This is a genomic window from Chryseotalea sanaruensis, assembly GCF_003990915.1.
GTDB lineage: Bacteria > Bacteroidota > Bacteroidia > Cytophagales > Cyclobacteriaceae > Chryseotalea > Chryseotalea sanaruensis.
Genome location: NZ_BHXQ01000002.1, coordinates 423534 through 448121, shown reverse-complemented (window position 1 = coordinate 448121; position 24588 = coordinate 423534). Strand labels below are relative to the sequence as shown.

Here is a 24588-nt window from a genome sequence, read left to right as displayed (position 1 = left end):
TGTATATTGTAAGCTAGTCATGATTTATAATAGTATCCCTTATTTATGGAATTCCTGATTGTCGTTTCTCTGATTATCATTCTGATTGTCGTTTTCAAAACTAATGGCAAGATTTCGTCAGAAATGCGTTCCCTCCATTACAAGATTGATGGACTGAAAACTGAAATAGAATCGTTGGCAACCAACAAAGAGAGATCAGTAGAAAAGAAGGCTGTTGCAGAAAAGAAGACAGAGGAACATCGTGTACCTCCAATCATTCCTACGGAACCTAAACCTAAGGAAGAGATAATCGAAGAAAAAATTGAACAGGCTTTTCCAAAGCTTAAACCTGTATTTGAAGAGTTAGAGGATAAAGAATTAGCTGAAGAAATTGCAGTGCCAATTACCAAGACCCCAAAGCCAAACTTCTTTGAACGCAACCCTGACTTAGAAAAATTCATTGGTGAAAACCTGGCTAACAAAATTGGTATAGCCATACTTGTTTTAGGTATAGGTTTCTTTGTTAAGTACGCTATCGATCAGGATTGGATCAATGAAATCGGTCGTGTATTTATTGGCATTCTTTGCGGAGGTGCATTGATAGGCGTTGCCCACCGTTTACGACAAACCTTTGTTGCTTTCAGCTCTGTTTTGGTGGGTGGTGGAATAGCGGTACTTTATTTGACTATCGCTATTGCATTTCACGAGTACAATATTTTTAATCAAACGGCTGCTTTCGCACTCATGGTGGGTATAACAGGTTTTGCTGTGGCACTTTCTTTGGGTTATAACCGTATTGAGTTAGCTGTGCTCGCAATACTTGGTGGATTTTCTTCACCCTTTATGGTTAGTACGGGAGAAGGTAATTATGTGGTGTTATTTACTTACATCCTAATTCTTGATGTAGGCATGCTGGTGTTGGCATATTTCAAAAAGTGGAATTTGGTTAATATTATTTGTTACGCACTTACTGTTTTGCTCTATGGTTCCTGGCTTAGTTCAAGGTTCGACAGTGCGCAGGGATCGATGATTTTTGGTGCACTATTATTTGCTACAGCTTTCTATCTGGTATTCTTTGCAATGAACATTATCAATAACCTTAAAGAGCGTTTACCTTTTAAAGGAATTGAGATAACGATACTTTTAAGTAATACCTTTTTATATTATGCTGCGGGTATGGCATTGTTAGACAATGAAACGGGCACTGATTATAGAGGCTTGTTTACGGTGCTGCTCGCATTATTCAACTTTGTATTTGCCTACACACTATATAAGAAAATTAAAGCGGATAAAAATCTTGTTTATCTATTGATTGCGCTTGTGCTCACCTTTATCAGTTTGGCCGCACCGGTGCAATTGGAAGGAAACTACATTACACTTTTCTGGGCAGCAGAAGCGGTTCTTTTACTTTGGCTATCGCAGAAATCTGGTATCCGTTTAATGAAACTGGGTTCTGTTATTGTAATGGGACTTATGTTAATCAGCTTATTTATGGATTGGGAGCTGATTTATAACAATTATAGTGGCGAAGGATTAAGCATTATTTTAAACAAAGGATATATAACTAGCTTATTTTCTATAGGCTCAATAATTGCCACGTTATTACTATTACGTTTTGAGAAGGAGGAAAACCAGACACGGGTAAGCGCATATAGATCGGCATTACAAGTGGCTTTGTGTGTAATTGTTTACATATCGCAACTGCTGGAAATGCGCTATCAGTTCTTTTTTTATGAGGTTAGTTACGCAGCCCAAAATGTAATGATAGGCACTTACAACATGTTCTTTATCTTATGTCTTTTACTTTTCGAACGAAAATGGATAACACAAGAAAAAGTAAAAGAAGCTTTTTCATTTTGGGGCATATTTGCTATGCTGGCATATCTATTTTATTATCACGACTATATATTGGCAGCACGCCATGATTACTTATTTACAGCATTACCCGGTACTGGTTTCTATTTTCATTATATACTAATTGCTTTACTGATTGGCATAGCGGCAGTAACTTTAAAGAAGATGCGGAATCTGACTGCGTTTAATTACACAACTAAGGATGTTTATGCCTGGTTCTACGTTTTCTTTTTTGTTTTTCTAGCCAGTGCAGAGTTAGATCACATCGTTGTATTGCTATCCGGAACAGATTTCAATAACCAGGAACATATATTGATACAGAATCATAAAATTGGCTATCCTATACTTTGGGGGCTAAGTTCATTTATACTTATAGCGATCGGACTAAAGCGTAAGAAGCGACATTTGAGAATAATTTCACTAACACTATTTCTGATTACCATCATTAAACTCTTTGTGGTGGATATTCGGGGAATATCTGAAGGTGGAAAAATAGCAGCCTTTATATCATTGGGTCTTTTGCTCTTGGTAGTTTCCTTTATGTATCAACGCTTAAAGAAAATGCTTCTAATGGATGAGCCCGCTCCAGATCAAATAGAAAATAAGAATCAGATATGAAGTTGAAAATGGTTTTTTTTACAATTCTGATTGCATCAGGTTCAATATATGGTCAGGATTTTACCGCAGAAGCAAAACTGCAATCTGTTGAGACGGATGGCTTTTACAGAATTGATATTAGTCCGGCATTAAGTGCTTATACTAATGCAGGCTTTTCCAATATCAGAATATACACTCAGCAGAAGACCGAAGTACCTTATTTGTTTCAGCAAGAAGCGCTTCAATACTACTCAGCAGAATTTAAACCCTACGAGATAGTTGAGAAGAAGCAGGTAAGAAAATGCTGCACTGAAATTATTTTAAAAAATCCAGATAGCCTTCCCATTAACAACATCAGCCTCTCTATTAAAAATGCCGAAGTAAGCAAACAAGCTACTTTACTGGGCAGTGATGATCAGGAGAACTGGTTTGCATTGAAACAACAATTTACGCTGCATACCATCAATAATCCGGATAATACTACGGTGGTTAAAATAGTAGACTTCCCTTTGAGTAACTACACATTTTATAAACTTGAAATAGACGACTCGAGTAGTGCGCCCCTTAATATTCTAAGTGCGGGTTATTACGAACAACAATCGGAGGAGGCCAAATTCACAGCAATACCGAATTTGAGAATAGAGGCTACAGACTCGGTACTGCGCAAGCAAACCTTTATAAAGATAAGCCTTGATACTACCAGAACAATTGACAGAATAAAAATTGAAATGACGGGACAACCTTATTTTGTGAGACGGGGATCCCTGTACAGTTTGCAATACAGTAAAAACAGGAAAGGCGAGCCAGAAAGTTTTTTACAGTGGGAATATGACTTGGAGCTAAGCTCTAAACAGATCACCATACTTAATGTGAACGAGTTGCGCTCAAGTGAATTGATGATTATCATTGACAATCAGGATAATCCACCTTTGCAATTAGAATCGGCACAACTTCTACAACGCAGCCGCTATTTAGTGGCATGGCTAAAAAAGGGTGAAGATTATGTGTTAAAAATGGGGGTGGCAAGTATGAAATCGCCAAGCTACGACCTTGCTAATTTTCAAGGAGAAATTCCAAAACAACTAGCACAAATAAATCTGGGAGAGTTTAAAGTTTTCAATAAGGAAGGGGCTCAAACCAGCACAACAATTTTTACGAATCGAATGATTATCTGGGTGGCCATTATTTTAGTTGTGGCCCTGCTTGGCTTTATGTCTGTGAAGCTGATCCGCGAGACGCATTCAGGTAAAACGGAACATTAATACGTATTGTGGAATAAGTTTGTTAGTTTCGAGCTACTAGCTTCGAGCCGTTAGACAGTTGGAAAAATGGATTCATTGGAGTTCTCGAAATAACCATCTTAAGTTAAGAAGATTTGTGGTGTAAGGTTATTTGAAATTTCACTTTATCTATGATTATTATCTCAATTTTTTATTCAAGACCCTAAAAAAATAAAGGCATTTGCGGAATGAAATTTCTTCAGCAAATGCCTTTATTAAAATCTAAATCATTTTATTTTTCCCAGATACTTCCAATCCCTGCTTTCCAAAGTTTTTCATTTAAAGCAGGAATCTCTTTTTCTAACAAATCGGTACCAGTACTTTGAAGAACCTTCCATTGTGCATTCAATTCTTTTTGTCTGTCGAGAGAAGGTTGATTAACACGCGGCAAATCACTTTCGGTTAGGTTAATCATAAACAGATAATTTGCAGTGAATTTATTAGGGAAGTTCTCAACGTCATCATAAGCAAGCGATTTGCGTTGAATCATTTCCTCATCCCACGCCTTTATTTTTTCTACTAAAGCCAAACCATCTTTTTTAAGTTCAGCACTAAGGTTAACGGAAGCCAATAGCTTATTAATCTGCACTTGTTTATTATAAAGTGTATTAACCATCTTATGCATTTTATTCAACTCACTTTCCATTTCACTCATTACCGTATGATACTGCTGATAGGTGCGTGCATCAATATTATAAAGTGGATTAGCTAAAATCTCAAACTCAGCATTAGCAGTTGACTCACCCGCCTTAATGGTTACGGTATATTTTCCGGGTACAGCTTTGTGTCCTCTGAAACTGCTCTCAATATAGACGTTAGGAATACCGGTCATAGTAGGATAGCGCATGTTCCAAACAAAACGGTTTAGTCCTTTATTTTTTGGTAATACCGGATCAGCAGGAGGCGCGCTGTCATATTCCTGATAAGTTGAATCTGGAATTGACGAGAAGGAACGCACAATATTTCCTGAAGCATCTTTAATCTCCAGATTAACAATGGCTTTTTCTTTAATCTCAGGTAAGTTATAATATATAACAATACCATTGGCGGGGTTTACACCGCGGTATGGATTCATGCCATTGAAGTCAAGGTTAGTTTTATCTAACTCACTACCACCGTTAGCCAATACAGCAGACTCAGGTTTGTAAACGACTAAACCTGAACTATTAACATTATATTGACGCACAAGACTGAGATCATCCAAAATCCAAAACGAGCGACCAGAAGTGGCGGCAATCAAATCGTTTTGATGAATGCGCAAATCCGTGATCGGTGTAATAGGCAAATTCAATTGGAAAGGAGACCAGCTGGTACCTCCATTGTAAGAAACGAACACACCAATTTCAGTACCAGCAAAGAGAAGATCTTTGCGAACATCGTCTTCACGAACAACACGTGTAAATGCATTTGTCGGAATGCCGTTGGAAATCTTCGTCCAGCTTTTACCATAGTCTGTAGTTTTATACAAACCAGGCGTGTGGTCATTAAACTTGTAGCGCGTGGTGGCAATGTATGCCGTAGCGGGATTGTGCGGAGAAACTTCTATAGCATTGATTAGACATTCTTGCAGACCAACAGGGGTTACATTTTGCCAGCTGGCACCACCATCACGCGTAATGTGTACATAACCATCATCACTACCAGTCCAGATCACTCCCTTTTCCTGGGGAGATTCGATTACGTAACTCAAGGTTCCATAATTTTCTGCACCAACAGCTTCATTTGTGTATGGGCCACCACCTTTTCCTTGCTTGACTTTTTCATTTCTTGTTAAATCAGGCGAAACCTCTCTCCAGGTTAAACCCATGTCGCTGGTTTTTAACAAATACTGAGCACCATGATAATAAGTATTGGCCTCGTGCTTCGACCAGATGATTGGTGCATTCCAATTGAAACGATACTTGATGTCTTTAGCATCCATGCCCAGGTATTGGTGCGGTGCCGCCATAATGTTAGTGGCGGCACTGGCTTTAGTATCTAGTACTTCTATCGTGCCTTGGTAGCTTCCACCAAGTACATAGCGAGGATCATTTGGGTCGAAGGCAAGGAAAGCACTCTCACCACCTGCGGAGTAAGTCCAGCTGGCAGTGGTAATACCACCGCTACCCAACTCACGACTGGCTATGCGCACACTGGAATTATCTTGCTGACCAGCGTAAATATTATAGGGGAACATATTATCGACATTGATACGATAGAATTGTGCTGTAGGAAAAATATTTTGTGACGACCAGGTCTGTCCGCGATTAAAAGTAATGGCAGCACCACCGTCATCCGCTACAATCATATTCTTTGAATTTTTCGGATTGATCCACAGGTTGTGATAGTCACCATGGGTGTTAGAAATATCTTCCCATGTTTTACCGCCATCAATAGACCGCAAAGCAGGAGCACTCATAACATAAAGCATATATTCATCATTGGGATCTACAAATAATTCGATGTAGTACCAAGCACGCTGCGTTAACCGGGCATCTGAAGAAACACGACTCCAGCTTTCACCTCCATTACGGGAAACAAAAAGTCCCCCGGATCGCTTTTCTGTATTACTCTCCAGCAGAACATAAACCAATTCTGAATTGGAAGGAGCTACCGCTACAGCCATTTTACCCAACTCCTCCGGTAAACCTTTTTGTATTTTATTCCAGGTTTCTCCACCATCAGTTGATTTGTACAAACCACTTCCTTTACCACCACTGATTACTTTCCATGGTAAGCGACCATATTCATTCATAGCAGCATATAAAATGCGAGAATTGCTGGCATCCATGGAGAGTTCTACACAACCACTTTTATCATCTACATATAAAACTTTCTTCCATGTCTCACCACCATCAGTAGTTTTATAAACACCTCTGTCGGGTGAATTGCCATAGAGAGGACCTTGCGCAGCAACCAAAACAATGTTAGGGTTTTTAGGATCAATTACGATACGAGCAATATGCTGTGTTAAATCAAGCCCCATTTTTTTCCATGTCATGCCAGCATCAGTAGATTTATAAACACCATCGCCATGATGTGTCATAACTCCGCGCACTGCATGTTCACCCATACCTACGTAAACTACGTTAGCATCGCTTTCGGCAACAGCAACAGCGCCAACAGAACCTGTTTTAAAGAAACCGTCAGAAATATTTTTCCACTGCACACCCATATCTTCCGTTTTCCACAAACCACCACCGGTTGTGCCCATGTAGTAGGTATTATTATCACCCACAACTCCTGTAGCGGCAACAGATCGCCCTCCTCTGAATGGACCGATGTTTCTCCACTTAACGGGTTTTAAATAGTCATTAAGGTTTGCGGTATTATCAACAGTAGTTGTTTTGGCTGCTGTTGCATTCTTGGTGCGCTGCGCCTCAAGAGAAAACACAAGACCGAAACAAATGAACAGGAAAGGAAAAATTTTACGCATAGGTTTATGGATTAGTCATGAAAGATAAAAAGTATTTCTAACAGAGATAGTAAAAGCATACCTTTAAAATGAATCTTAACCAGATTAGCTTTATTAAAAACTGACCGAAAATGAAATGGCCATCATTAACCCGAATTAAAGAAGCGACCACTCAAACAATATTTCGTTTCCCATTAGAAATTTTTTGTGCATTAATTGGAACAAGCCTTCTGCTGTGGCAGATAGAGCAGGACAATGCAGATGATCAGGTGCTTCGCCTCATTTTATGCGCTGTATTGGGTTTAGCACTTTTCTTATCGCTAACCGTAATGGCAGAGAGTTATTCTTTCACCAGAGCTAAGCGTGCCATTACACAAACCCTTGGTGCATTATTGCTGGTATTATGTTGGTTTATACTAGCACCAATAGAAGCAGAAACAAGTATAATTCGATATAGCTTTTTAATTGTGGCATTTCACTTACTTGTATCCTTTGCACCTAAAACCAGCATAGAAGCTTTTTGGGAATACAATAAGCAATTATTTATAAGGATACTTACAGCGGGCTTGTATTCCGGAGTATTATACATTGGTTTATGTATAGCCATTGGCAGTACCGACTTTCTGTTTGATTTAGATCTCGATTCAAAAATTTACCTGCGCTTATTTGTTGTCATTGCAGGTCTCTTCAATACAGTGTTCTTTTTAGCGGGTGTTCCAACCCATTTTGAAAATTTACAACAAGATTATCCTAAGGGATTAAAGATTTTCACACAGTACGTTTTAATACCGCTCGCGACCATTTACCTCTGCATTATTTTATTATACGAGGGAAAAGTACTACTTGAATGGTCATTGCCTAAAGGCGTTATCTCTTGGTTAATATTAGGATATGCAGTTTATGGGATATTATCAATTCTTCTGGTGCACCCCGTAAGACACAGTGAAGGCAACAATTGGATTAAGAACTATAGTCGTTTGTTTTATATTTTAATGGTGCCACTCTTGCCATTATTATGTTTGGCTATTGTAGTACGCATTCAAAGTTATGGCATAACAGAGCTTCGCTATGTTGTACTTGTGTTAGCAGCATGGTTAACAGGAATTACGCTATACTTTTTATTTTCAAAACAGCAGAATATAAAAATTATACCCTTTTCACTAGCTGTTTTAGCATTGTTAAGTGCATGGGGGCCACAAAGCGCATCTTCCGTTTCCGAAAACTCACAACGCAATAGGCTGATTAATCTTTTTAAAGATCAGGGTAGCTGGAAGGACGATAAACTTGAGCCCATGCCAAGTAGTATTCCGGATAGTATAGGCAATGAAACAATTACTCAGTTACGTTTTATGACAGAGCGCTATGGAGCAGCTTCATTACGAACTATACTGCCTCAATCGTTGAACGACTCGATTGCAAAGCGAGACACCATTAAAAATAGATACACAAAACGATATGCGGGCACCGAATTGTTGAGAAGAGAACTGGGTTTAAAGTCGTACTATTCAAGAAACAAGAATAATTTTACTGAGTACTACCAAGCATCAACAGGAGCAAGTGATTTTTTAATTGAAGGCTACTCAAGGATGTTTTCGATCAGCTGGTATAATTCAAGAATTGGGGGATCAACAATTGAACAAGATGGTGATATGGTGAGGATTCAAATAGGCGACACCCTATATGAAATCGACTTATTAAATGTTTTTAAAAATATAGAGGTGCTGGAAGAAGCTGAAACTCGAAACAAAATGGATACAGATCAACTTACGATTAATATCAATCAGAATAGTCAACAAGCTAAACTAATTATTCGTCAGATAAATTATGAGAAAGACACAACTGATAGAAAAATTAGTAACCTACAAGGTTTCCTTCTACTAAAGTAGATTCATATTTAAGTAAATAGGATGGATCTATTAATAGATGAAACGGGAGCTGTTATCATTGTCTGTTTCGCTTCTTTTGCTGCTGGTTTTATCGATGCTATTGTAGGAGGTGGAGGATTAATTCAAACGCCTGTATTATTTATGGTTTTTCCGAATTATCCTGTCGCCACTTTGTTGGGCACGACTAAGCTGCCATCTTTTTCGGGCACTGCTGTTTCTTTGTATCAATATGCAAAGCATGTTGAGATTAAATGGAAACTGCTGCTTTGGATTGCCATATCCGCTTTTTGTGCGGCCATGCTGGGCTTAAGGCTTGTAACAGAAATAAGCAACGAAGCTTTTAAACCCATTATTCTATTGGCACTGATTGCCGTGGCCATCTACACCTATACAAAAAAGAATTTTGGTCAGCATGAGGAAAAAGATTTAAGTTTTTCAAACTCGCTCTTTCGTGGGATTACAGCAGGAATAGTCATAGGCTTTTATGATGGTTTTATAGGTCCCGGTACAGGCAGTTTTTTAGTGTTGATGTTTATCAGTGTATTGGGTTTTGACTTTATGCATGCCAGCGCTCATGCTAAATCTGTTAACCTTGCCACTAACGCAGCCTCTATTCTATACTTTGCCTTCACTGGTCATTTCTTAATTGAACTAGCTATTCCAATGGCGGCTTGTAATATGCTGGGAGGTTTTGTGGGCACTCGTTTTGCATTGCTCAAAGGCAACCAGTTTATCAGAATATTTTTCTTATTGATTGTTTGCGCAACGATTGTGCGTTTTGCTTTTGATGTTTTTAGCTAACCATGGTTGTCCAATAATAAAACCAGATTAAATTGAACCATTAGTTCTTGCTGAATTTTGATTAAGCCCATCATTTTATCCGGAGGTTCCAGGTTAAAATCTGAAAACAGAAAAGGTCTACCGCCACTTAGGTGAATGTGGCCTGTTGATTTGGTTTGTATAGAACACAACACATCCACAACTTTAGTAACACCACCCAAAGAGATGGTCATGGTACCAGTGAATTTATCTTCTGTTTTACTGTAATCGGGCAGGTGTTCAAAAGATTTAAAATCAATAACGATGTAAGGATATTGTTTTGATTTAAGCGTGGTATTAAAATCATTCGTCATCATTTGCATACCGCAGTCAAAACGAGAGGCTTGCAAGGAAACCTTGCCCTTAACAAAAAGGGGTTTACGCAATGGGCTTCCCTCGTGTATTATAAGCGTATCGCGTCCTGTATATTGTGTTATGGCACAACGAAAGGAGTTAACATTGGTTTTGCCATCGATAGTAAGTGTACTGCTGGGCTGAACAATGAGCTTATGGATTAGATAAGGCGTGGGTTCGTCATTGCGGAATGAGGCAAACAAAAAAAGAAAGGCAATGAAGATAAGGCGTTGCATAATCACTAAGGTAGAACAACTTCTTAAAAATGAAAAGTTCCGGTTGATACTATCAACCGGAACTTTATTATTTTGAGTTTACTTGAACTTAGAAGGAGATAGCTCCTTGTACTACAAAACCTTTGAAGTTAGCACCAGACAATCTTTCGGTAGTAGGGTAGCCATCATAGTTTTGATTTACATACTCACCTTTCACCAACACGTTGCGTGTGATAAACCAGCCAGCACCGATAGAGGTACGGTCGATTGTAATTGGTGTGCGTGTTCCAGCGTTACCAGCAGATTGTCCGAAAGGTAGAACAGAGCTTACTTTGATGTAACGACCACCGATGTACAAATTTTCGTTTTTACCAAAGCGGTAAAGTAATTCGGCTGCAGTTTGATGAGTTTGACGGTTGTCATAGTCCTCAGATCCCCATGCAGAACCTTCACCATTTTCAAGTGCATTTTTACCGAAGGCGTATTCATAAGTACCGAAGAACTCAAGGCCACCGAATTTTACAAAGGGGTTGAACATGTAGGCCGTTACATTATCGCGGTAACCAGGGTTAAAGCGACCAGATGTATAAGCTGTAGTAATGGTTGCAGCAGTGTTGTCTGTTACAAATAAGTAGTTAGAGCCTGTGCGGTCACCACCGAAGATAGTGTTACTAGCAGAAGATTTTGTTGTGTATATGGAACCAGTTAAACGTACACGTAGATCATCATTTATTTGTTTGTCGTAACCAACTTTGCCATAAAGTGATGGTTTGCGTTTTGCACCTGGTAGTGGAGGATCTGAAATGTTACCTTGTATTTCACCATCAGTGAAAGCACCCATTAAGAGTATGCCATTTTTCTGCCAGTATAGCTCAGCACCAATCTCAGTAGTAAACGCATCCATGATGTTGTTTTCTATCCAAGGATTTTGAAGTGTATGACCGCCATCACTTCTACGGAAGTGCGCATCACCATAGTTCACTTCCATGTGACCTACTTTCAAAGTAAGGTTCTTCCAGATGTTGTCGAAGAATTCACTGTTTAAGAAACCAACCTTATCGATTTTTAAATAACCACCTTTAACCCAAAACTCATTGTGGTGGTGAGAAGACATATAAGAAACAAGGTTTAGACTTATGCCATCAGCCAGCTGAACATCAATATTAAGATTTGCTTGAGCAAGTGGAAAACCACCACTCATTGCATACAATTGATTGGCGTTGACATAAGCAGTTGTTGCACTGGTTGTAGTATTAGTGACAATGTAACCCCCGGAAACATTGGGGTTTTTGGCAATAGTAATGTTCGCGGGATTGTTGAATATGCCGGAACCTGGTGCAGTTTCGGTATACGTAGGAGCACCTGTTGCGTTAAGGATAGCTCGCGCACTGTTGCTGTGCTTCATGCTCTGATAGCCTTGGGTAAAGCCAGCACCAAATCTTACTTTAAGACCTTCAAAAACGACAGTATCATTTTTAGAAGTTTCGAACATATTGACACCACGTTGGTCGTAGGGGCGCCAGTATTGTATGGCAGATTGTTGCGCAAAGGCAGTACCCGCCAGAAAAAGTAAACCCATCATCATGATTGAGCTTAGTCGGGAAATCATAGTTTTCATAAATAATTAAGGTTAAAGTTTAATTGAAGATTATATTTTTTTGAAGGTAAGGTTGAATTCAAGGGTGATTTCATCGCCCGTTGTAACGGAGCCGAACATAAATGAGGGAGGTTCAACTTTGAATTCACTCATTTTAAAACTCTTGATTGTTTTGCATGCTATCGTGTTGTCCGCATTTACAGAACAGATAGTCTCAACATCCATGGGTTTAGTTACACCAGCTATGGTAAGATTACCAGTGCAAATCAATTTGTCGCTAACCAGCTTTGTAGAGCTGATGGTGTAAGATATTTGCTTATGGCTTTCGGCCTTTAAAGCAGAGTATGCATTTTTATCCATTGCACCCTTGCCGCTTTTTAAGGTTTGAACAGGAATGGAAAGTGATAAAGACTTTACACCGCTTACTTTATTGTTATCGAGTGTGAAAGATGATTGACAGCTGAATGCTTCACTCTTCATTTCCCAATCGTGCATGGTAGAAGTGCCTTTAATGGAGACACTTGCTTTCTGTGTTTTGTAAACATCTTGTGCGAATCCGGAAACGACCAGAGAGAGCAGCAAAGCGAAAGTCGCGGTCGTGCGTGCTTTTGCGAAAAAATTAGTTTGTGTTCTCATATTGTGTGTGTTTGTGTGTAATTGCATGACAAGATTACGCCAGTCCTAAGTAGCATAGATTGATGCTACTTAGTGAACAACATGATCTTTGTCATGAAAAAACCTGACCAACACAACCGCACACACTAAAAGCGTCTATCCAGACGAATCAGACCTGTGTTAACAAGACAGAATGAATCAGCAGAAAGCTTTTTGGGGCTTAATAAAAAATTAAGGCTTATCACTACACACCGTTCTTTCAAGTGCTTCAGACAACGCTTGGCCTAAGCGCTTTGCCATTCGTAAATCACTACAAGCTTCTGCATATTGCTTCAATTGATAATAAGCAATGCCTCTATTGTAGTAGGCCGCAGCATAATCGTTTTCAAAAGCTATTGCCGCACTATAATCTTCAATAGCAAGCTTCTCTTTATTTAACCTGAGTAATACATTACCTCTGTTTAACCATGCAGAAGACAAACTTTCATCTAATTTAATTACAAAGGAATAGTCATTGTACGCTTCTTTAAATTGTTTGAGTTTTTCATGAATGATTCCCCGGTTTAAATAGTAATCTGCTTCTTTGGGATTGAGCTCTATGGCACGGTTGTAATCAACCAAAGCTTGGCGATATTCTCCATTCTTTAAATACAAATATCCCCTTTCGGCATACGGATAAGGCAGGTTTGAATTATGAGCAATAGCAGAGTCAAGTAAATTGGTTGATGGTGTTTGATTAAGCTTTGAGCTAAGTGTCTGCAGATTAAAATAGGCTAGTCCATGTGTTGGGTTTATTTCCAATGCTTTAGCATAAGCAGAATTCGCTTTATTAAACTCACCATTCTTTTCATGAGCAATTCCTTTATTTACATAAAGATCAGGGTCGTTTGGTGATAGACGAATGGCAGAATCGAAGAATATTAGTGCCCGAGTATATTCATGAAGAGCAGTCTCGGTTAAGCCTAACCAATTATAAATACGTTTCTTATTACCTCCCTGTGCAGTGAAAATCTGGTTGACTCCTCCTTTAAAACTTCCTTGCTCAAAGAAAACTGTAGAGGTTTCACCAACAGGAAGTGATAGAAGATTCAGGAAGTCTTCTTTGGCCAATGAATAATGTTTAAGTCGATAGTGAAGTTGTGCTCTTTTAAAAACTGCCTCGTTATGATCAGGCTTAAAGCTTAAATGAATTGAGAAATCAGTAAGAGCCTCATTCCATAGCTCAAAGTGCTCCTTAACCAGTCCACGAGCATAGTATGCATCAGCAAAAGCAGGATCGATTTCAAGACAGTGGTTTAATGTTCTTAGTGCTTCTTTCCAATTATGGTTATCCATAGCATTTTCCCCAGCAGCGAAAAGGGTAGCTGCTTCTTCCTTTTGGTTGGATACTTGAGACTGAGCATTTATCCATGTAAGGATCAGGAGTGAATAAATGAGCAGCTTATGGCGAATGGAAAAATGAAGCATTGTATAGCGGTTTACGAATATAGTTAAAGCCACAAGAATAATTCAGGTAGCTGTTGAGACTTATCACACACTTCTATAACTTAAGGGCTAGTAATTTTTTAAGAATAAATGTTTATCAACAAATTTCCCCCCGAAAGAACCATTTTCTTCAGTGATGCAGTATTTGCCATTGCCATGACTCTTTTGGTATTGGAAATAAAACTGCCCTCTCTTGCCGAAGCAAAAAGCCTGGGTATAGATGAAATATTACTAAATCGTATTCCAAACTTTATCTGTTTTGCCATCAGTTTTATTGTTACGGCTTTATTTTGGAAGGCCCACATGGCAACCTGTATTTATGTTAAAACGGTGAGTAATCGTTTTGTGTGGAACAATATCTGGCTATTGTTCTTTGTGGTGGTAATGCCCTTTACAACGGCTCTCTATGCGAACTATGGTTTTATGGACAATATCGCATTTAGCTTTTACTGCTTGAACATTGCCGTGATTGGCTTCTTTAATTATTTGCTAATGAGTCACGTTATTAAAACAGAAGACCTGAAAAATTTGCTAGGAGAGGCTACTGTTAAATGGACAAAACACAGAGCACTAATTGTTCCGGCTGTATTCATATTTGCCATTGTATTGGCTCCGTTTGCTCCTTTCACAAGTCGATATGTCTTTATTTTAATATTTATTTTACAAGCAATTGGGGATAGACGGTATAAAAAGAAACAAAACCAGATGCTAACCACGAAGAAGCCAGTAGAGTAAGAGGTTTAAATTTAGCAGTGGGTACTTAGTTTTTCTTTTTAAGATAACGCACCCCTGAATCAATATGTAAATCAAGATGATTTTCAGCTGGTACAATAGGACATGAGTAGGTAAGATTATAGGCACAATAAGGATTATAGGCTTTGTTAAAATCTACTACTATCGTATTTCCAGTTTTGGGTAAACGTAACTCAATGTAACGCCCGCCTTCGTAAGAGGTGTTGCCGTTGGTTAAATCGGTAAAAGGAAGAAAGAGATAATCTTTGTAAGCAGGCAGACGCATTAAATCATACGACTGGTAAACAGGTAGTGTATAGCTGTTTCCTTTTAATGTAAAAACAATATCCCCATACTTTCTGTATTGTGGCAAGCGGTCGCCAGTTGTAGGCATTTTAAAAAATGGTGTGTTTTCGGTAATGTTAAGTGCAGCTGTAACTCTATAAACAGAATCGATAGGGAAGAAATCGTGCTTCTTAAACTTCTTTCTACTTTTAGCATCAAGGGGTGACTTCTTTGAATCTTTATATTCCGCGTTTAGTTCGACTTGAAAATTTTTAACATCCTGCTTATGATTAGTTTGAGCAGATGCTAGGAGACTGAAGGAAGTAAAAAAGAGAAGAAATGGAAAACGCATGATAAAAATTAAATAGAAGGGGTTATGGTATTACCACAACCCCTTTAGTTAAAAGTAAATTATTGTACCGTAACAGGAATGCTCCAACGGATATCAGACCACTCAAACAAAACATTAACACCCTGCTCCATAGGCAAAGTACTAATAGTGTATTGCTCAACAGCGCTAGCACCGGCTTGCGACTGCACCTTTGTTTTAAGAAAATCCTTGCTATGGTCAGGCTCAAAAGCACCCCAATATCCTGTTTCAGAATTGAGTATAATTTCAAAGCCACCTTCTTCAGGAATGGCATACATAGCATAAGTACCAGCATCGACAGGCTGCCCATTGAAATTTACGTTCTTGTTAAAAGTAATTTCAGTGGCTTCATTAGCCCCCAATCGCCAATAGGCACCATAAGGTTGTAAAGCCCCTTGCTCCTTTGTTCCAAAGATTAAACGACCCCGAACTGAAGGGCGACTATATTTCACTGATACAGTCAGACCTGCATTTGTTAACGCAGCTTCGCCTGAAGGGCTTAGTGTGCGACTACGATTCATCATGTAAGCAACGGTAGCAGCTAGCAGAACAACCACAACAGCAGCACCAATGAGTATTTTCTTTACCATATTTAAATTTTTTAGGGTTAGTAAAGTTAACGAAATACTTATAAGAAAAATTCCTGATTATATCAGCACGCGCATTTCAACTTGTCGTGCAAAATAGCTCCAAGGTCTGCACCACTATCAGATTAATAGCGTCTTGTTAAAGGTGAGCAAGGGCACATGAGCATGAAAAGCGAGCTGACGCGTTACGCTTCTACCGAATAGTTTTTCATAGTTATCAAGCTTGTGGGTGAACATTGCCAGCATGTCGGCATCATTAGCAATTATATAATCATCAATAGCCTTTGCAATATTATCACTCTTTACATCTTGATAAACAATTTTCTGATAACCTGCAGTTTTAATCATCTCTGGAAGCAGGTTTTTATCGATCTTACTTTTAGAAGAAACAGGACTAATGTGTAGTACATGTACACTGGCCTTATAAATGGCTGCAAGAGCAGCAATGGTTCGTATTTCCTGATCCCACTCATACAGATTAGAGGCATATACAATCTTTTTTAAAGGTTTGAAGCTGGCTTTTTCTGGAATCACCAAAACGGGGATACGACTATGATCAATCATTGACGCAGCATGACTGCCCATGATTAATTTTTTTACTCCAGAGGCTCCCTTAGTACCCATGATAATCATGTCTACATCATTTTTTACAGCATAAGTATCCACACTTTCTGCAAATGATGACCCTGAAGTGAAGTGATATGTGAAAGGGAGATTACCCTTCACTTCTGTGCGCACTTCCTCTACTAAGTGCTTGGCATCTTCTTGTGCAATAGCGATCATCTCAGCTTCAAGCTTTTTCCATTTACTCAATGTTTTTTTACTTGACTGTATACTGTTGAACCATAGTATGATAATTTCTCCTTGCAGTTTTTTTGCCATTTGCGCAGCATATAGTAATGCTGTTTTAGAGGGCCGTGAGAAATCAGTAGGAACAAGCAATTTCATGAGATAATTGTTTAATATTTAGTTATCAGTCAGCCGCGTATGATATGCTAATAAAGGCACCGTTAAGTGGTAAGCGATTTGTTTTGTAAGGCTTGCATTAAAAACTCTTTCGAGAAAAGATCTTTTACGGGTAGAAAGCACGAGCATTTCACCCCCAACAGATTTTATAAATAGCTCTATGCCCCGTTCATTATTTTCATGAGGCAGAACATAATAATAAAGGTGCTTATAATCAGTTTCTTTCACCACCGCCTTCGAAAAATTTTCAATGTAATCACGCTCAGACCGAAGGTTATCATGGGAGACATGTAGTAAATAAATTTCAGGCTTCCATCCTTTCACTAATTCAAGCAATTGTTTTAAGGTATCGAGATCGCTATCGAAAAAATTAGTGGCGAAAACAATTTTCTTTGGTAGGTTCAAGGTCGACTGAGGAGGAACAGCCAGTACTGGAAAGTCAGCGTTTTCAATAACACTACTGGTTCTACTTCCGAACAACAGTTTAGTCAAGCCTCTCGCACCTTCTGTACCCATAACAATAAGTTTACAATCTACTTCTTCGGCCTCCAATAGAATATTTTCGGTGAGCGCACCGATACGCACATTGTGGCTGCAGCTAATGTTGTTTTTCTCGGCTGTAGCCATGCAAATCTTATGTAATTTCTCTTTAATGTCTTTCTGAGCTTGTTCCACTTCTTGCTCTATGTAACTAATCATAGCGGTATTAGCCAAATCAACTGGAGCATAAACATGTATCAAACGTAGGTCATGCCCTGTTCTACGACTCAGTAAGGCCGCGTAATTAAGGGCGTGGTCAGCGCAAGGAGAAAAATCGGTTGGCACAAGCAAATTCATAATGTTACTGGTTTTGGGTACTAAACAAGCTATTAGTGAACATAAAATGCCTGATGAAAAGCAGTAGATGGTGCAATTTTAATCAGACCCAAAGTATCAATAGTTCAAAATTTTAATGGGCAAAACGTCTTAAAACATTAAAAAAGACAAGATTTTACTATAAAACGCCAAAAAAAATCAAATTGCTCTGCATGCATACCAAAAATTTTATACCTTCGAATTCGCTTAGCGAAAACGTATGCGGAGAGAAGAAACAGTTGACCACCACATTAAAGCAGCCTGGCATGCAATTTCCCGCATGTATAACCAGCAGGCAGCTGCTTATGATGCAACAATGGCCATGGGCTTTGTACTCCTAACGATCAATGCTGAGGAGGGAACGCCCGCAACTAAGATAGCACCTTTAATGGGTTTAGAAGCAAGAAGTCTTACACGTTTGCTAAACACAATGGAGGAGAGAGGCGTAATCGTAAGAAAAACCGATGCTTTAGATAAGCGCTCTGTTCGGGTTTATCTTACCGAGGAGGGTAAGCAAAAACGAGACAGAGCAAAAGAAACTGTTCTGAATTTTAATAATGCCATTCGAAAAGAGATTTCTGAAGAGAAGCTCAATGTGTTTTTTGAAGTAATTCAAAGCATACAACAAGTAGTGGAAAAGGATAACATTAACGTAAAAGCATATAACTAAATTCGTTGATAGTTATTCGTTGTTGGTTGATCGTGCAACCAACAACGAGCAACGAGCAACGAACAACCAATTTCAGTATGAATAGATCTATAAAAAAAGTAGCTGTACTCGGTTCCGGTGTGATGGGTTCAGCCATTGCCTGCCACTTTGCCAACATTGGCTGTCAGGTGTTGCTTATGGACATAGCGCCAAAAGAACTTACAGAAGAAGAAAAAGCTAAAGGACTTACGCTGGATAACAAATTGGTGAAGAACCGTATTGTTGCCAGCTCTTTCGACCGCAGTATTAAGTCAAGCCCCGGCCCTATTTATTCCAAACGCTTTGTTTCGCGTGTTTCTCTTGGAAATTTTGATGATGATTTGGCCAAGATTAAAAACTACGACTGGATTATAGAAGTCGTGGTTGAAAACCTGGACATTAAAAAGAAAGTATACGAGCAAGTTGAAAAACACAGAACACCAGGAACACTGGTAACGTCAAACACATCGGGTATTCCTATCCACCTGATGGCGGAAGGAAGAAGCGAAGATTTCAAAAAACATTTTGCAGGTACACACTTCTTCAACCCGCCTCGTTACTTAAAATTATTTGAGGTAATACCTACACCACACACAGATCCAGAAATCACTAAGTTCTTATTACACTACGGGGATTTGTATTTGGGGAAAACATCGGTGTTGTGTAAAGACACTCCAGCATTTATTGGTAACCGCGTTGGCGTTTGGAGCTTACTAAAAGTAATTGACTCCATGCGTAAATATGAGTTGAATGTAGATGAAATTGATAAACTGACTGGCCCGGTTATCGGACGTCCTAAATCTGCAACCTTCAGAACTTCAGATCTAGTTGGTTTAGATACATTGGTTAAAGTAGCCAACAACTTATACGCAGGCTTACCCAATGATGAGGGCCGCGAAATGTTTAAACTACCTGAAGCTGTTGCCAAACTGGAAAAAAATAATTGGTTGGGCGATAAAACAGGACAAGGTTTTTATAAGAAGAGTAAAGATGCCTCTGGTAAAACCGAAATTCTTACGCTTGATCTGAACACCCTCGAATACAAGACTAAAGCAAAAGCAAAATTTGCCACGCTTGAAACAACAAAGACGATTGATAATTTAAAGGATCGTTTTAAAGTATTGTTAGCGGGTAAAGACAAGGCTGGTGATTTCTACCGCGACTCTTTCTTCGGATTATTCCAATACGCCTCCAATCGCATTCCTGAAATTAGTGATGAGCTTTTCAGAATTGATGATGCCGTGTGTGCTGGTTTCGGTTGGGAACTTGGCCCCTTCGAAACATGGGATGCTGTAGGCGTTGAGAAAACAGTGCAAGCCATGGAAGCTGCTGGTGTAAAGCCCAACCAATGGGTTTACGACATGCTGGCGGGTGGCAACAAAACTTTTTATAAAGTAGAAGGAGGAGAGCGTAAGTACTACGACATTCCAGCAAAATCATACAAATCTATTCCTGGTCGCGAAGGCTTTATCATTTTAGAAAACCTAGGTGATAAAACGGTTTGGAAAAATGCTGATTCAAAAATTACCGACATTGGAGATGGCGTGTACAACTTCTCATGGAGCAGCAAGAGTTATACACTTGGCAGCTCAGTGATTGAAGGCATGAACAAAGCCATTGAACTTTCTGAAAAACAAGCAAGAGGTTTAGTGGTAGGCCATCAAGGCTCTGATTTCTCCTTAGGTGCTAACCTTGGTCTGGTGTTTATGTATGCCATCGATCAGGATTATGATGAGATTGATTTCATGGTCCGTGCCTTCCAGAACTCGGTAATGCGTCTCCGCTATTCATCTGTGCCGGTTGTAGTTGCACCACAAGGCCGCACATTAGGAGGAGGTTGCGAAATGACCATGCATGCAGACGTTGCGTTAGCAGCTGCAGAAACTTATATTGGTTTAGTAGAAGTCGGTGTTGGCCTGATCCCTGGTGGAGGAGGAACAAAAGAATTTACAAAGCGCGTGAGTGATCGCATGCAAGAAGGTGATGCGGAGTTAAATGCTTTGCAGAATGCCTTCATGAACATCGCTACTGCGAAAGTGGCCCTGTCAGCAGAAGATGCAAGAGACATGGGCATACTTCGTCCACAAGACAGAATAACCATTAACAAAGACAGGCAAATTCTGGATGCGAAAGCAGCGGTAATAGAATTAGCCGATGCTGGTTATACCATGCCGGTGCAAGCCAACAATATTAAAGTACAAGGCAGAGCAGGTCTGGCATTGTTTGCTGCTGGTGTCAATGGTATGAAAATGGGTCGCTACATCTCTGAGCATGACATGAAAATTGCCATGAAGATTGCGAACGTGATGTGTGGTGGTGATTTAACCTCTCCACAAGAAGTAAGCGAACAATACTTGCTTGACTTAGAACGCGAAGCCTTTGTATCGCTTTGCGGTGAAAAGAAAACATTGGAAAGAATACAAAGCATTTTAACTGGAGGGAAACCACTTAGAAATTAATTAATCGTTTTTCGTTGATGGTTGTTCCTTAATCGAGAACCAACACGAATAACTAATAACCAACAACTAACAACAAAAAATATGGACGCATACATTGTTGCAGGATATAGAACAGCCGTAGGCAAAGCAAAAAAAGGAGGCTTTCGTTTCGTTCGCCCCGATGATTTGGCGGCAGATGTAATTAAACATTTAGTAAAATCAATCCCAGGTCTTGATGCTAAGATGGTGGATGATTTGATTGTCGGTAATGCCGTGCCAGAAGCAGAGCAAGGCATGCAGATGGGAAGAATAATTTCCCTGCTGGCATTAGGTATAGATACACCGGGCATGATTGTAAATCGTTACTGTGGATCAGGTGTGGAAACCATCGCGATAGCGAGTCAACGCATACAAGCGGGTCAGGCCGATGTGATTATTGCCGGAGGCACAGAGTCAATGTCCTTAGTACCAGTAATGGGTATTAAAACCGTATTGAATTACGAGATAGCTACCAAAAACCCTACTTACTATACAAGCATGGGTTTAACAGCAGAAGAAGTATCGAAGCAATATGGTGTTTCCCGCGAAGAGCAAGATCAGTTTTCTGTGGAGTCGCACCAAAAGGCTGCAGCTGCCTGGAAGGCAGGTAAGTTTACAGACGAAGTTGTTCCCATCACTGTAAAAGAAGTGTATGTGGATGAGAACATGAAAAAGAAAACAAGGGAGTTTGTGGTAAAACAAGATGAAGGTATTCGTGCCGACACTACACTTGAAGGTCTTTCAAAACTAAAACCTGTGTTTGCTGCTGGCGGAACGGTAACCGCGGGTAACTCTTCACAAACTTCAGATGGAGCAGCTTTTGTTGCCGTAATGAGCGAGCGCATGGTGAAGCAATTGAATCTAAAACCAATTGCACGTATGGTGAGCTATGCCACAGCGGGTGTTGATCCACGCATTATGGGTATAGGTCCGGTAGCAGCTATTCCAAAAGCATTAAAAATTGCCGGATTAAAACTGCAAGACATCGATTTGATTGAATTGAACGAAGCCTTTGCAGCACAATCATTAGCTGTAGTAAAAGAATTAGGTATTGACCGTAGCAAGTTGAATGTGAATGGTGGAGCGATAGCAGTAGGCCATCCATTGGGTTCCTCGGGTGCGCGCTTATCCGTTCAACTCTTTAATGAATTACGCAGACAAAACAAGAAATACGGTATGGTAACAGCTTGTGTAGGTGGAGGACAAGGTGTAGCGGGGATTTATGAGTTATTGAATTAGTTGTTGGTTGATAGTTGTTCGTTGTTCGAATGAGTGAGGTCTTATCATATCGTGAATTGGATGTTTGGAAGCATTCGAGAATATTGGTAAAGAGGATTTATCAGATTACCAGAGACTTTCCAAAAGATGAGCAATTTGGATTAACTAATCAACTGAGACGAGCTGTAGTTTCTGTTCCGTCAAACATAGCTGAGGGATGTGGAAGAAACCATGCCAAAGATTCTATTCAATTCTTTTTCATTGCCAGAGGCTCTTTGTATGAGGTAGAAACCCAAGTCATAGTTTCATTTGACCTTGACTATTTATCGCAAGCGGATCTTGATTCTACCCTTGATCAGATTATTAAGTGCAAGAAAATTCTCAATGGATTTATAAATTATTATCAAAGCGAAACGAATAACCAACAACCAACAACGGTCAACGAAATACTAGAACAATATGGAAACAACAACACAATCTAAAGCAGCAATCAAAGGAGGAGAATTCCTGATTCGCGAAACATTATCACATGAGGTCTTCATTCCTGAAGAATTCAATGAAGAGCAGAAAATGATCATGCAGCAGTGCAAGGATTTTTTGGTGAAAGAGATTTATCCACGTTTGGATGATATCGATTCAATGAAAGACCCTAAGTTGATGCCATCATTGATGGATAAGGCTGGTGAGCTTGGATTATTAGGCACATCCGTTCCACAAGAATTAGGTGGTTTTGGTATGGATTTTAACACCTCAATGTTAGTGGCTGAAGTAATTGGTGGGGGCCATTCTTTTGCTGTTGCACTTTCTGCACACACAGGTATTGGCACACTTCCTATTTTGTATTATGGAAATGAAGAACAAAAGAAAAAATACATTCCTAAACTGGCTACAGGCGAGTGGAAGGCGGCCTACTGTTTAACTGAACCTGATTCAGGATCGGATGCTAACTCAGGCAAAACAAAAGCGGTGTTATCCGCTGACGGTAAACACTATGTCATCAACGGACAAAAGATGTGGATTACCAATGGTGGCTTTGCCGACATCTATATTGTTTTCGCAAAAATCGACAATGATAAAAACTTAAGTGCTTTTATTGTTGAAAAATCGTTTGGAGGCGTTACTATGAACGAAGAAGAAAAGAAAATGGGTATCAAGGGATCTTCTACCCGCCAGATTTTCTTCAACGATTGCAAAGTGCCTGTAGAAAATTTATTGAGTGAGCGTGAGAATGGCTTTAAAATAGCCGTCAATATCCTCAATGTAGGCAGGATTAAATTGGGCGTTGCAGCGGTAGGTGGAAGTAAAATGGCTTTATCAACAGCCATTAAGTATTCAAACGAACGTAAACAGTTCGGTGTTGCTATTTCATCTTTTGGTGCGATCAAACATAAAATTGCCGAAGCAGCAACAAGAATTTTTGCATCAGAATCTGCACACTACCGTGCCTCACAAAACATTGACGATGCTTATAATGCATTTGTTGCGGGAGGTATGGATTCTGCAAAGGCTCGTTTAAAAGCTCTGGAAGAATTTGCGATAGAATGTGCAATTCTAAAAGTACATGGCTCTGAAGTGCTTGACTTTACAGTAGACGAAGGTGTTCAGATTTATGGTGGTATGGGTTTTTCAGCAGAGGGGCCAATGGATCGTGCTTACCGCGATGCACGTATCAACAGAATATTTGAAGGAACAAACGAAATCAACCGACTACTTACTATCGACATGTTGTTAAAGCGTGCGATGAAAGGTTCATTGGATTTAATGAATCCTGCAATGGCCGTTCAGAAAGAACTGATGTCAATTCCTGATTTCGGTGCAACGGAAGAAGAAGGTTTGTTTGTAAAAGAAAAGAAAGCCTTGGCGAATTTAAAGAAAGCTGGCTTGATGGTAGCGGGTGCTGCCATTCAGAAGTTTATGATGAAGCTAAGCGATGAGCAGGAGATACTCATGAATTTAGCCGATATGCTCATTGAAGGCTATGTTGCTGAGTCAACCTTATTGCGTGTTGAAAAACTAATAGGACAGCGTGGAGAAAAGGCTTGTGAAATACAAAAGGAAATGGCGCTGATTTATTTGCATACGGCAATTGAAAGAGCGGCATCAGCTGGTAAGAGTGCCATAACCTCTTTTGCAGAGGGTGACGAACAACGTTTAATGCTAATGGGTTTAAAGCGATTCACAAAAGTAGAGAGCTACAATTTAAAAGAAGCGAGACGTAAGGTAGCAAACCATGCTATTGAGAAGGGCGAATATGCTTTTTAAGTAAGCGATTGTATAATTTAATTCTAAAAGCCCTGTCAGCTATGACTGGGCTTTTTATTGTTAAACCGTTGAA

19 protein-coding genes are annotated in these 24588 nt (G+C 39.5%); 10 read left to right on the top strand and 9 right to left on the bottom strand.

The window, feature by feature from the left end:
- Window positions 1–45: 45 nt before the first annotated feature.
- Window positions 46–2451 (top strand): DUF2339 domain-containing protein, encoded by a 2406-nt coding sequence (locus SanaruYs_RS06350; protein ID WP_127121688.1) that lies wholly within the window; start codon window positions 46–48, stop codon window positions 2449–2451.
- Complete coding sequence (locus tag SanaruYs_RS06345; RefSeq protein ID WP_127121687.1) at window positions 2448–3692, top strand: hypothetical protein; 1245 nt, start codon at window positions 2448–2450, stop codon at window positions 3690–3692. The genes SanaruYs_RS06350 and SanaruYs_RS06345 overlap by 4 nt, the downstream gene beginning before the upstream one ends.
- Window positions 3693–3942: 250 nt before the next feature.
- On the opposite strand, the gene SanaruYs_RS06340 is transcribed toward SanaruYs_RS06345, so the two are convergent.
- Complete coding sequence (locus SanaruYs_RS06340) at window positions 3943–7125, bottom strand: WD40/YVTN/BNR-like repeat-containing protein (RefSeq protein ID WP_127121686.1); 3183 nt, start codon at window positions 7123–7125, stop codon at window positions 3943–3945.
- Between the two features lie 110 nt (window positions 7126–7235).
- On the opposite strand from SanaruYs_RS06340, the gene SanaruYs_RS06335 reads away from it, so the two are divergent.
- Together SanaruYs_RS06335 and SanaruYs_RS06330 are read left to right on the top strand one after the other, a co-directional pair.
- Complete coding sequence (locus tag SanaruYs_RS06335; RefSeq protein WP_127121685.1) at window positions 7236–8990, top strand: DUF4153 domain-containing protein; 1755 nt, start codon at window positions 7236–7238, stop codon at window positions 8988–8990.
- Between the two features lie 21 nt (window positions 8991–9011).
- Window positions 9012–9791, top strand: coding sequence for a sulfite exporter TauE/SafE family protein (locus SanaruYs_RS06330; RefSeq protein ID WP_127121684.1), 780 nt, complete (start codon window positions 9012–9014; stop codon window positions 9789–9791).
- Here the strand turns inward: SanaruYs_RS06330 and SanaruYs_RS06325 are convergent.
- From SanaruYs_RS06325 to SanaruYs_RS06310, 4 genes are all read right to left on the bottom strand, one after another.
- Complete coding sequence (locus SanaruYs_RS06325; RefSeq protein ID WP_127121683.1) at window positions 9788–10399, bottom strand: YceI family protein; 612 nt, start codon at window positions 10397–10399, stop codon at window positions 9788–9790. The genes SanaruYs_RS06330 and SanaruYs_RS06325 overlap by 4 nt on opposite strands.
- Before the next feature lie 88 nt (window positions 10400–10487).
- Entirely contained in the window at window positions 10488–11996 is a 1509-nt protein-coding gene (locus tag SanaruYs_RS06320; protein ID WP_127121682.1) for a hypothetical protein, read from the bottom strand.
- Between the two features lie 30 nt (window positions 11997–12026).
- Complete coding sequence (locus SanaruYs_RS06315) at window positions 12027–12611, bottom strand: YceI family protein (RefSeq protein WP_160118597.1); 585 nt, start codon at window positions 12609–12611, stop codon at window positions 12027–12029.
- Between the two features lie 210 nt (window positions 12612–12821).
- On the bottom strand, window positions 12822–14057 hold the full coding sequence (locus tag SanaruYs_RS06310; RefSeq protein WP_127121680.1) for a tetratricopeptide repeat protein: 1236 nt from the start codon (window positions 14055–14057) through the stop codon (window positions 12822–12824).
- A 108-nt stretch (window positions 14058–14165) separates the two neighbouring features.
- Here SanaruYs_RS06310 and SanaruYs_RS06305 point away from each other — a divergent pair, with 108 nt between their 5' ends.
- Window positions 14166–14810 (top strand): TMEM175 family protein, encoded by a 645-nt coding sequence (locus tag SanaruYs_RS06305; protein ID WP_127121679.1) that lies wholly within the window; start codon window positions 14166–14168, stop codon window positions 14808–14810.
- A 25-nt stretch (window positions 14811–14835) separates the two neighbouring features.
- Here SanaruYs_RS06305 and SanaruYs_RS06300 read toward each other — a convergent pair whose 3' ends face one another.
- From SanaruYs_RS06300 to SanaruYs_RS06285, 4 genes are all read right to left on the bottom strand, one after another.
- Window positions 14836–15444, bottom strand: a complete 609-nt coding sequence (locus SanaruYs_RS06300) for a DUF1684 domain-containing protein (protein WP_127121678.1) — start codon at window positions 15442–15444, stop codon at window positions 14836–14838.
- A 59-nt stretch (window positions 15445–15503) separates the two neighbouring features.
- Entirely contained in the window at window positions 15504–16052 is a 549-nt protein-coding gene (locus SanaruYs_RS06295; protein WP_127121677.1) for a DUF2911 domain-containing protein, read from the bottom strand.
- 117 nt (window positions 16053–16169) lie between these two features.
- Window positions 16170–16997: a universal stress protein gene (locus tag SanaruYs_RS06290; RefSeq protein WP_127121676.1), complete on the bottom strand. Its 828-nt coding sequence runs from the start codon at window positions 16995–16997 to the stop codon at window positions 16170–16172.
- Window positions 16998–17015: 18 nt separating this feature from the next.
- A complete protein-coding gene (locus SanaruYs_RS06285; protein WP_127121675.1) occupies window positions 17016–17852 on the bottom strand; it encodes a universal stress protein in 837 nt (278 codons plus the stop codon).
- A 238-nt stretch (window positions 17853–18090) separates the two neighbouring features.
- On the opposite strand from SanaruYs_RS06285, the gene SanaruYs_RS06280 reads away from it, so the two are divergent.
- From SanaruYs_RS06280 to SanaruYs_RS06260, 5 genes are all read left to right on the top strand, one after another.
- Entirely contained in the window at window positions 18091–18540 is a 450-nt protein-coding gene (locus tag SanaruYs_RS06280; RefSeq protein ID WP_127121674.1) for a MarR family winged helix-turn-helix transcriptional regulator, read from the top strand.
- Between the two features lie 77 nt (window positions 18541–18617).
- Window positions 18618–21017 (top strand): 3-hydroxyacyl-CoA dehydrogenase/enoyl-CoA hydratase family protein, encoded by a 2400-nt coding sequence (locus tag SanaruYs_RS06275; RefSeq protein ID WP_127121673.1) that lies wholly within the window; start codon window positions 18618–18620, stop codon window positions 21015–21017.
- Between the two features lie 81 nt (window positions 21018–21098).
- Complete coding sequence (locus SanaruYs_RS06270; RefSeq protein ID WP_127121672.1) at window positions 21099–22274, top strand: acetyl-CoA C-acyltransferase; 1176 nt, start codon at window positions 21099–21101, stop codon at window positions 22272–22274.
- A 29-nt stretch (window positions 22275–22303) separates the two neighbouring features.
- Window positions 22304–22735, top strand: coding sequence for a four helix bundle protein (locus tag SanaruYs_RS06265; RefSeq protein WP_127121671.1), 432 nt, complete (start codon window positions 22304–22306; stop codon window positions 22733–22735).
- Window positions 22713–24515, top strand: coding sequence for an acyl-CoA dehydrogenase FadE (locus tag SanaruYs_RS06260; RefSeq protein WP_127121670.1), 1803 nt, complete (start codon window positions 22713–22715; stop codon window positions 24513–24515). The genes SanaruYs_RS06265 and SanaruYs_RS06260 overlap by 23 nt, the downstream gene beginning before the upstream one ends.
- Window positions 24516–24588: the final 73 nt, after the last annotated feature.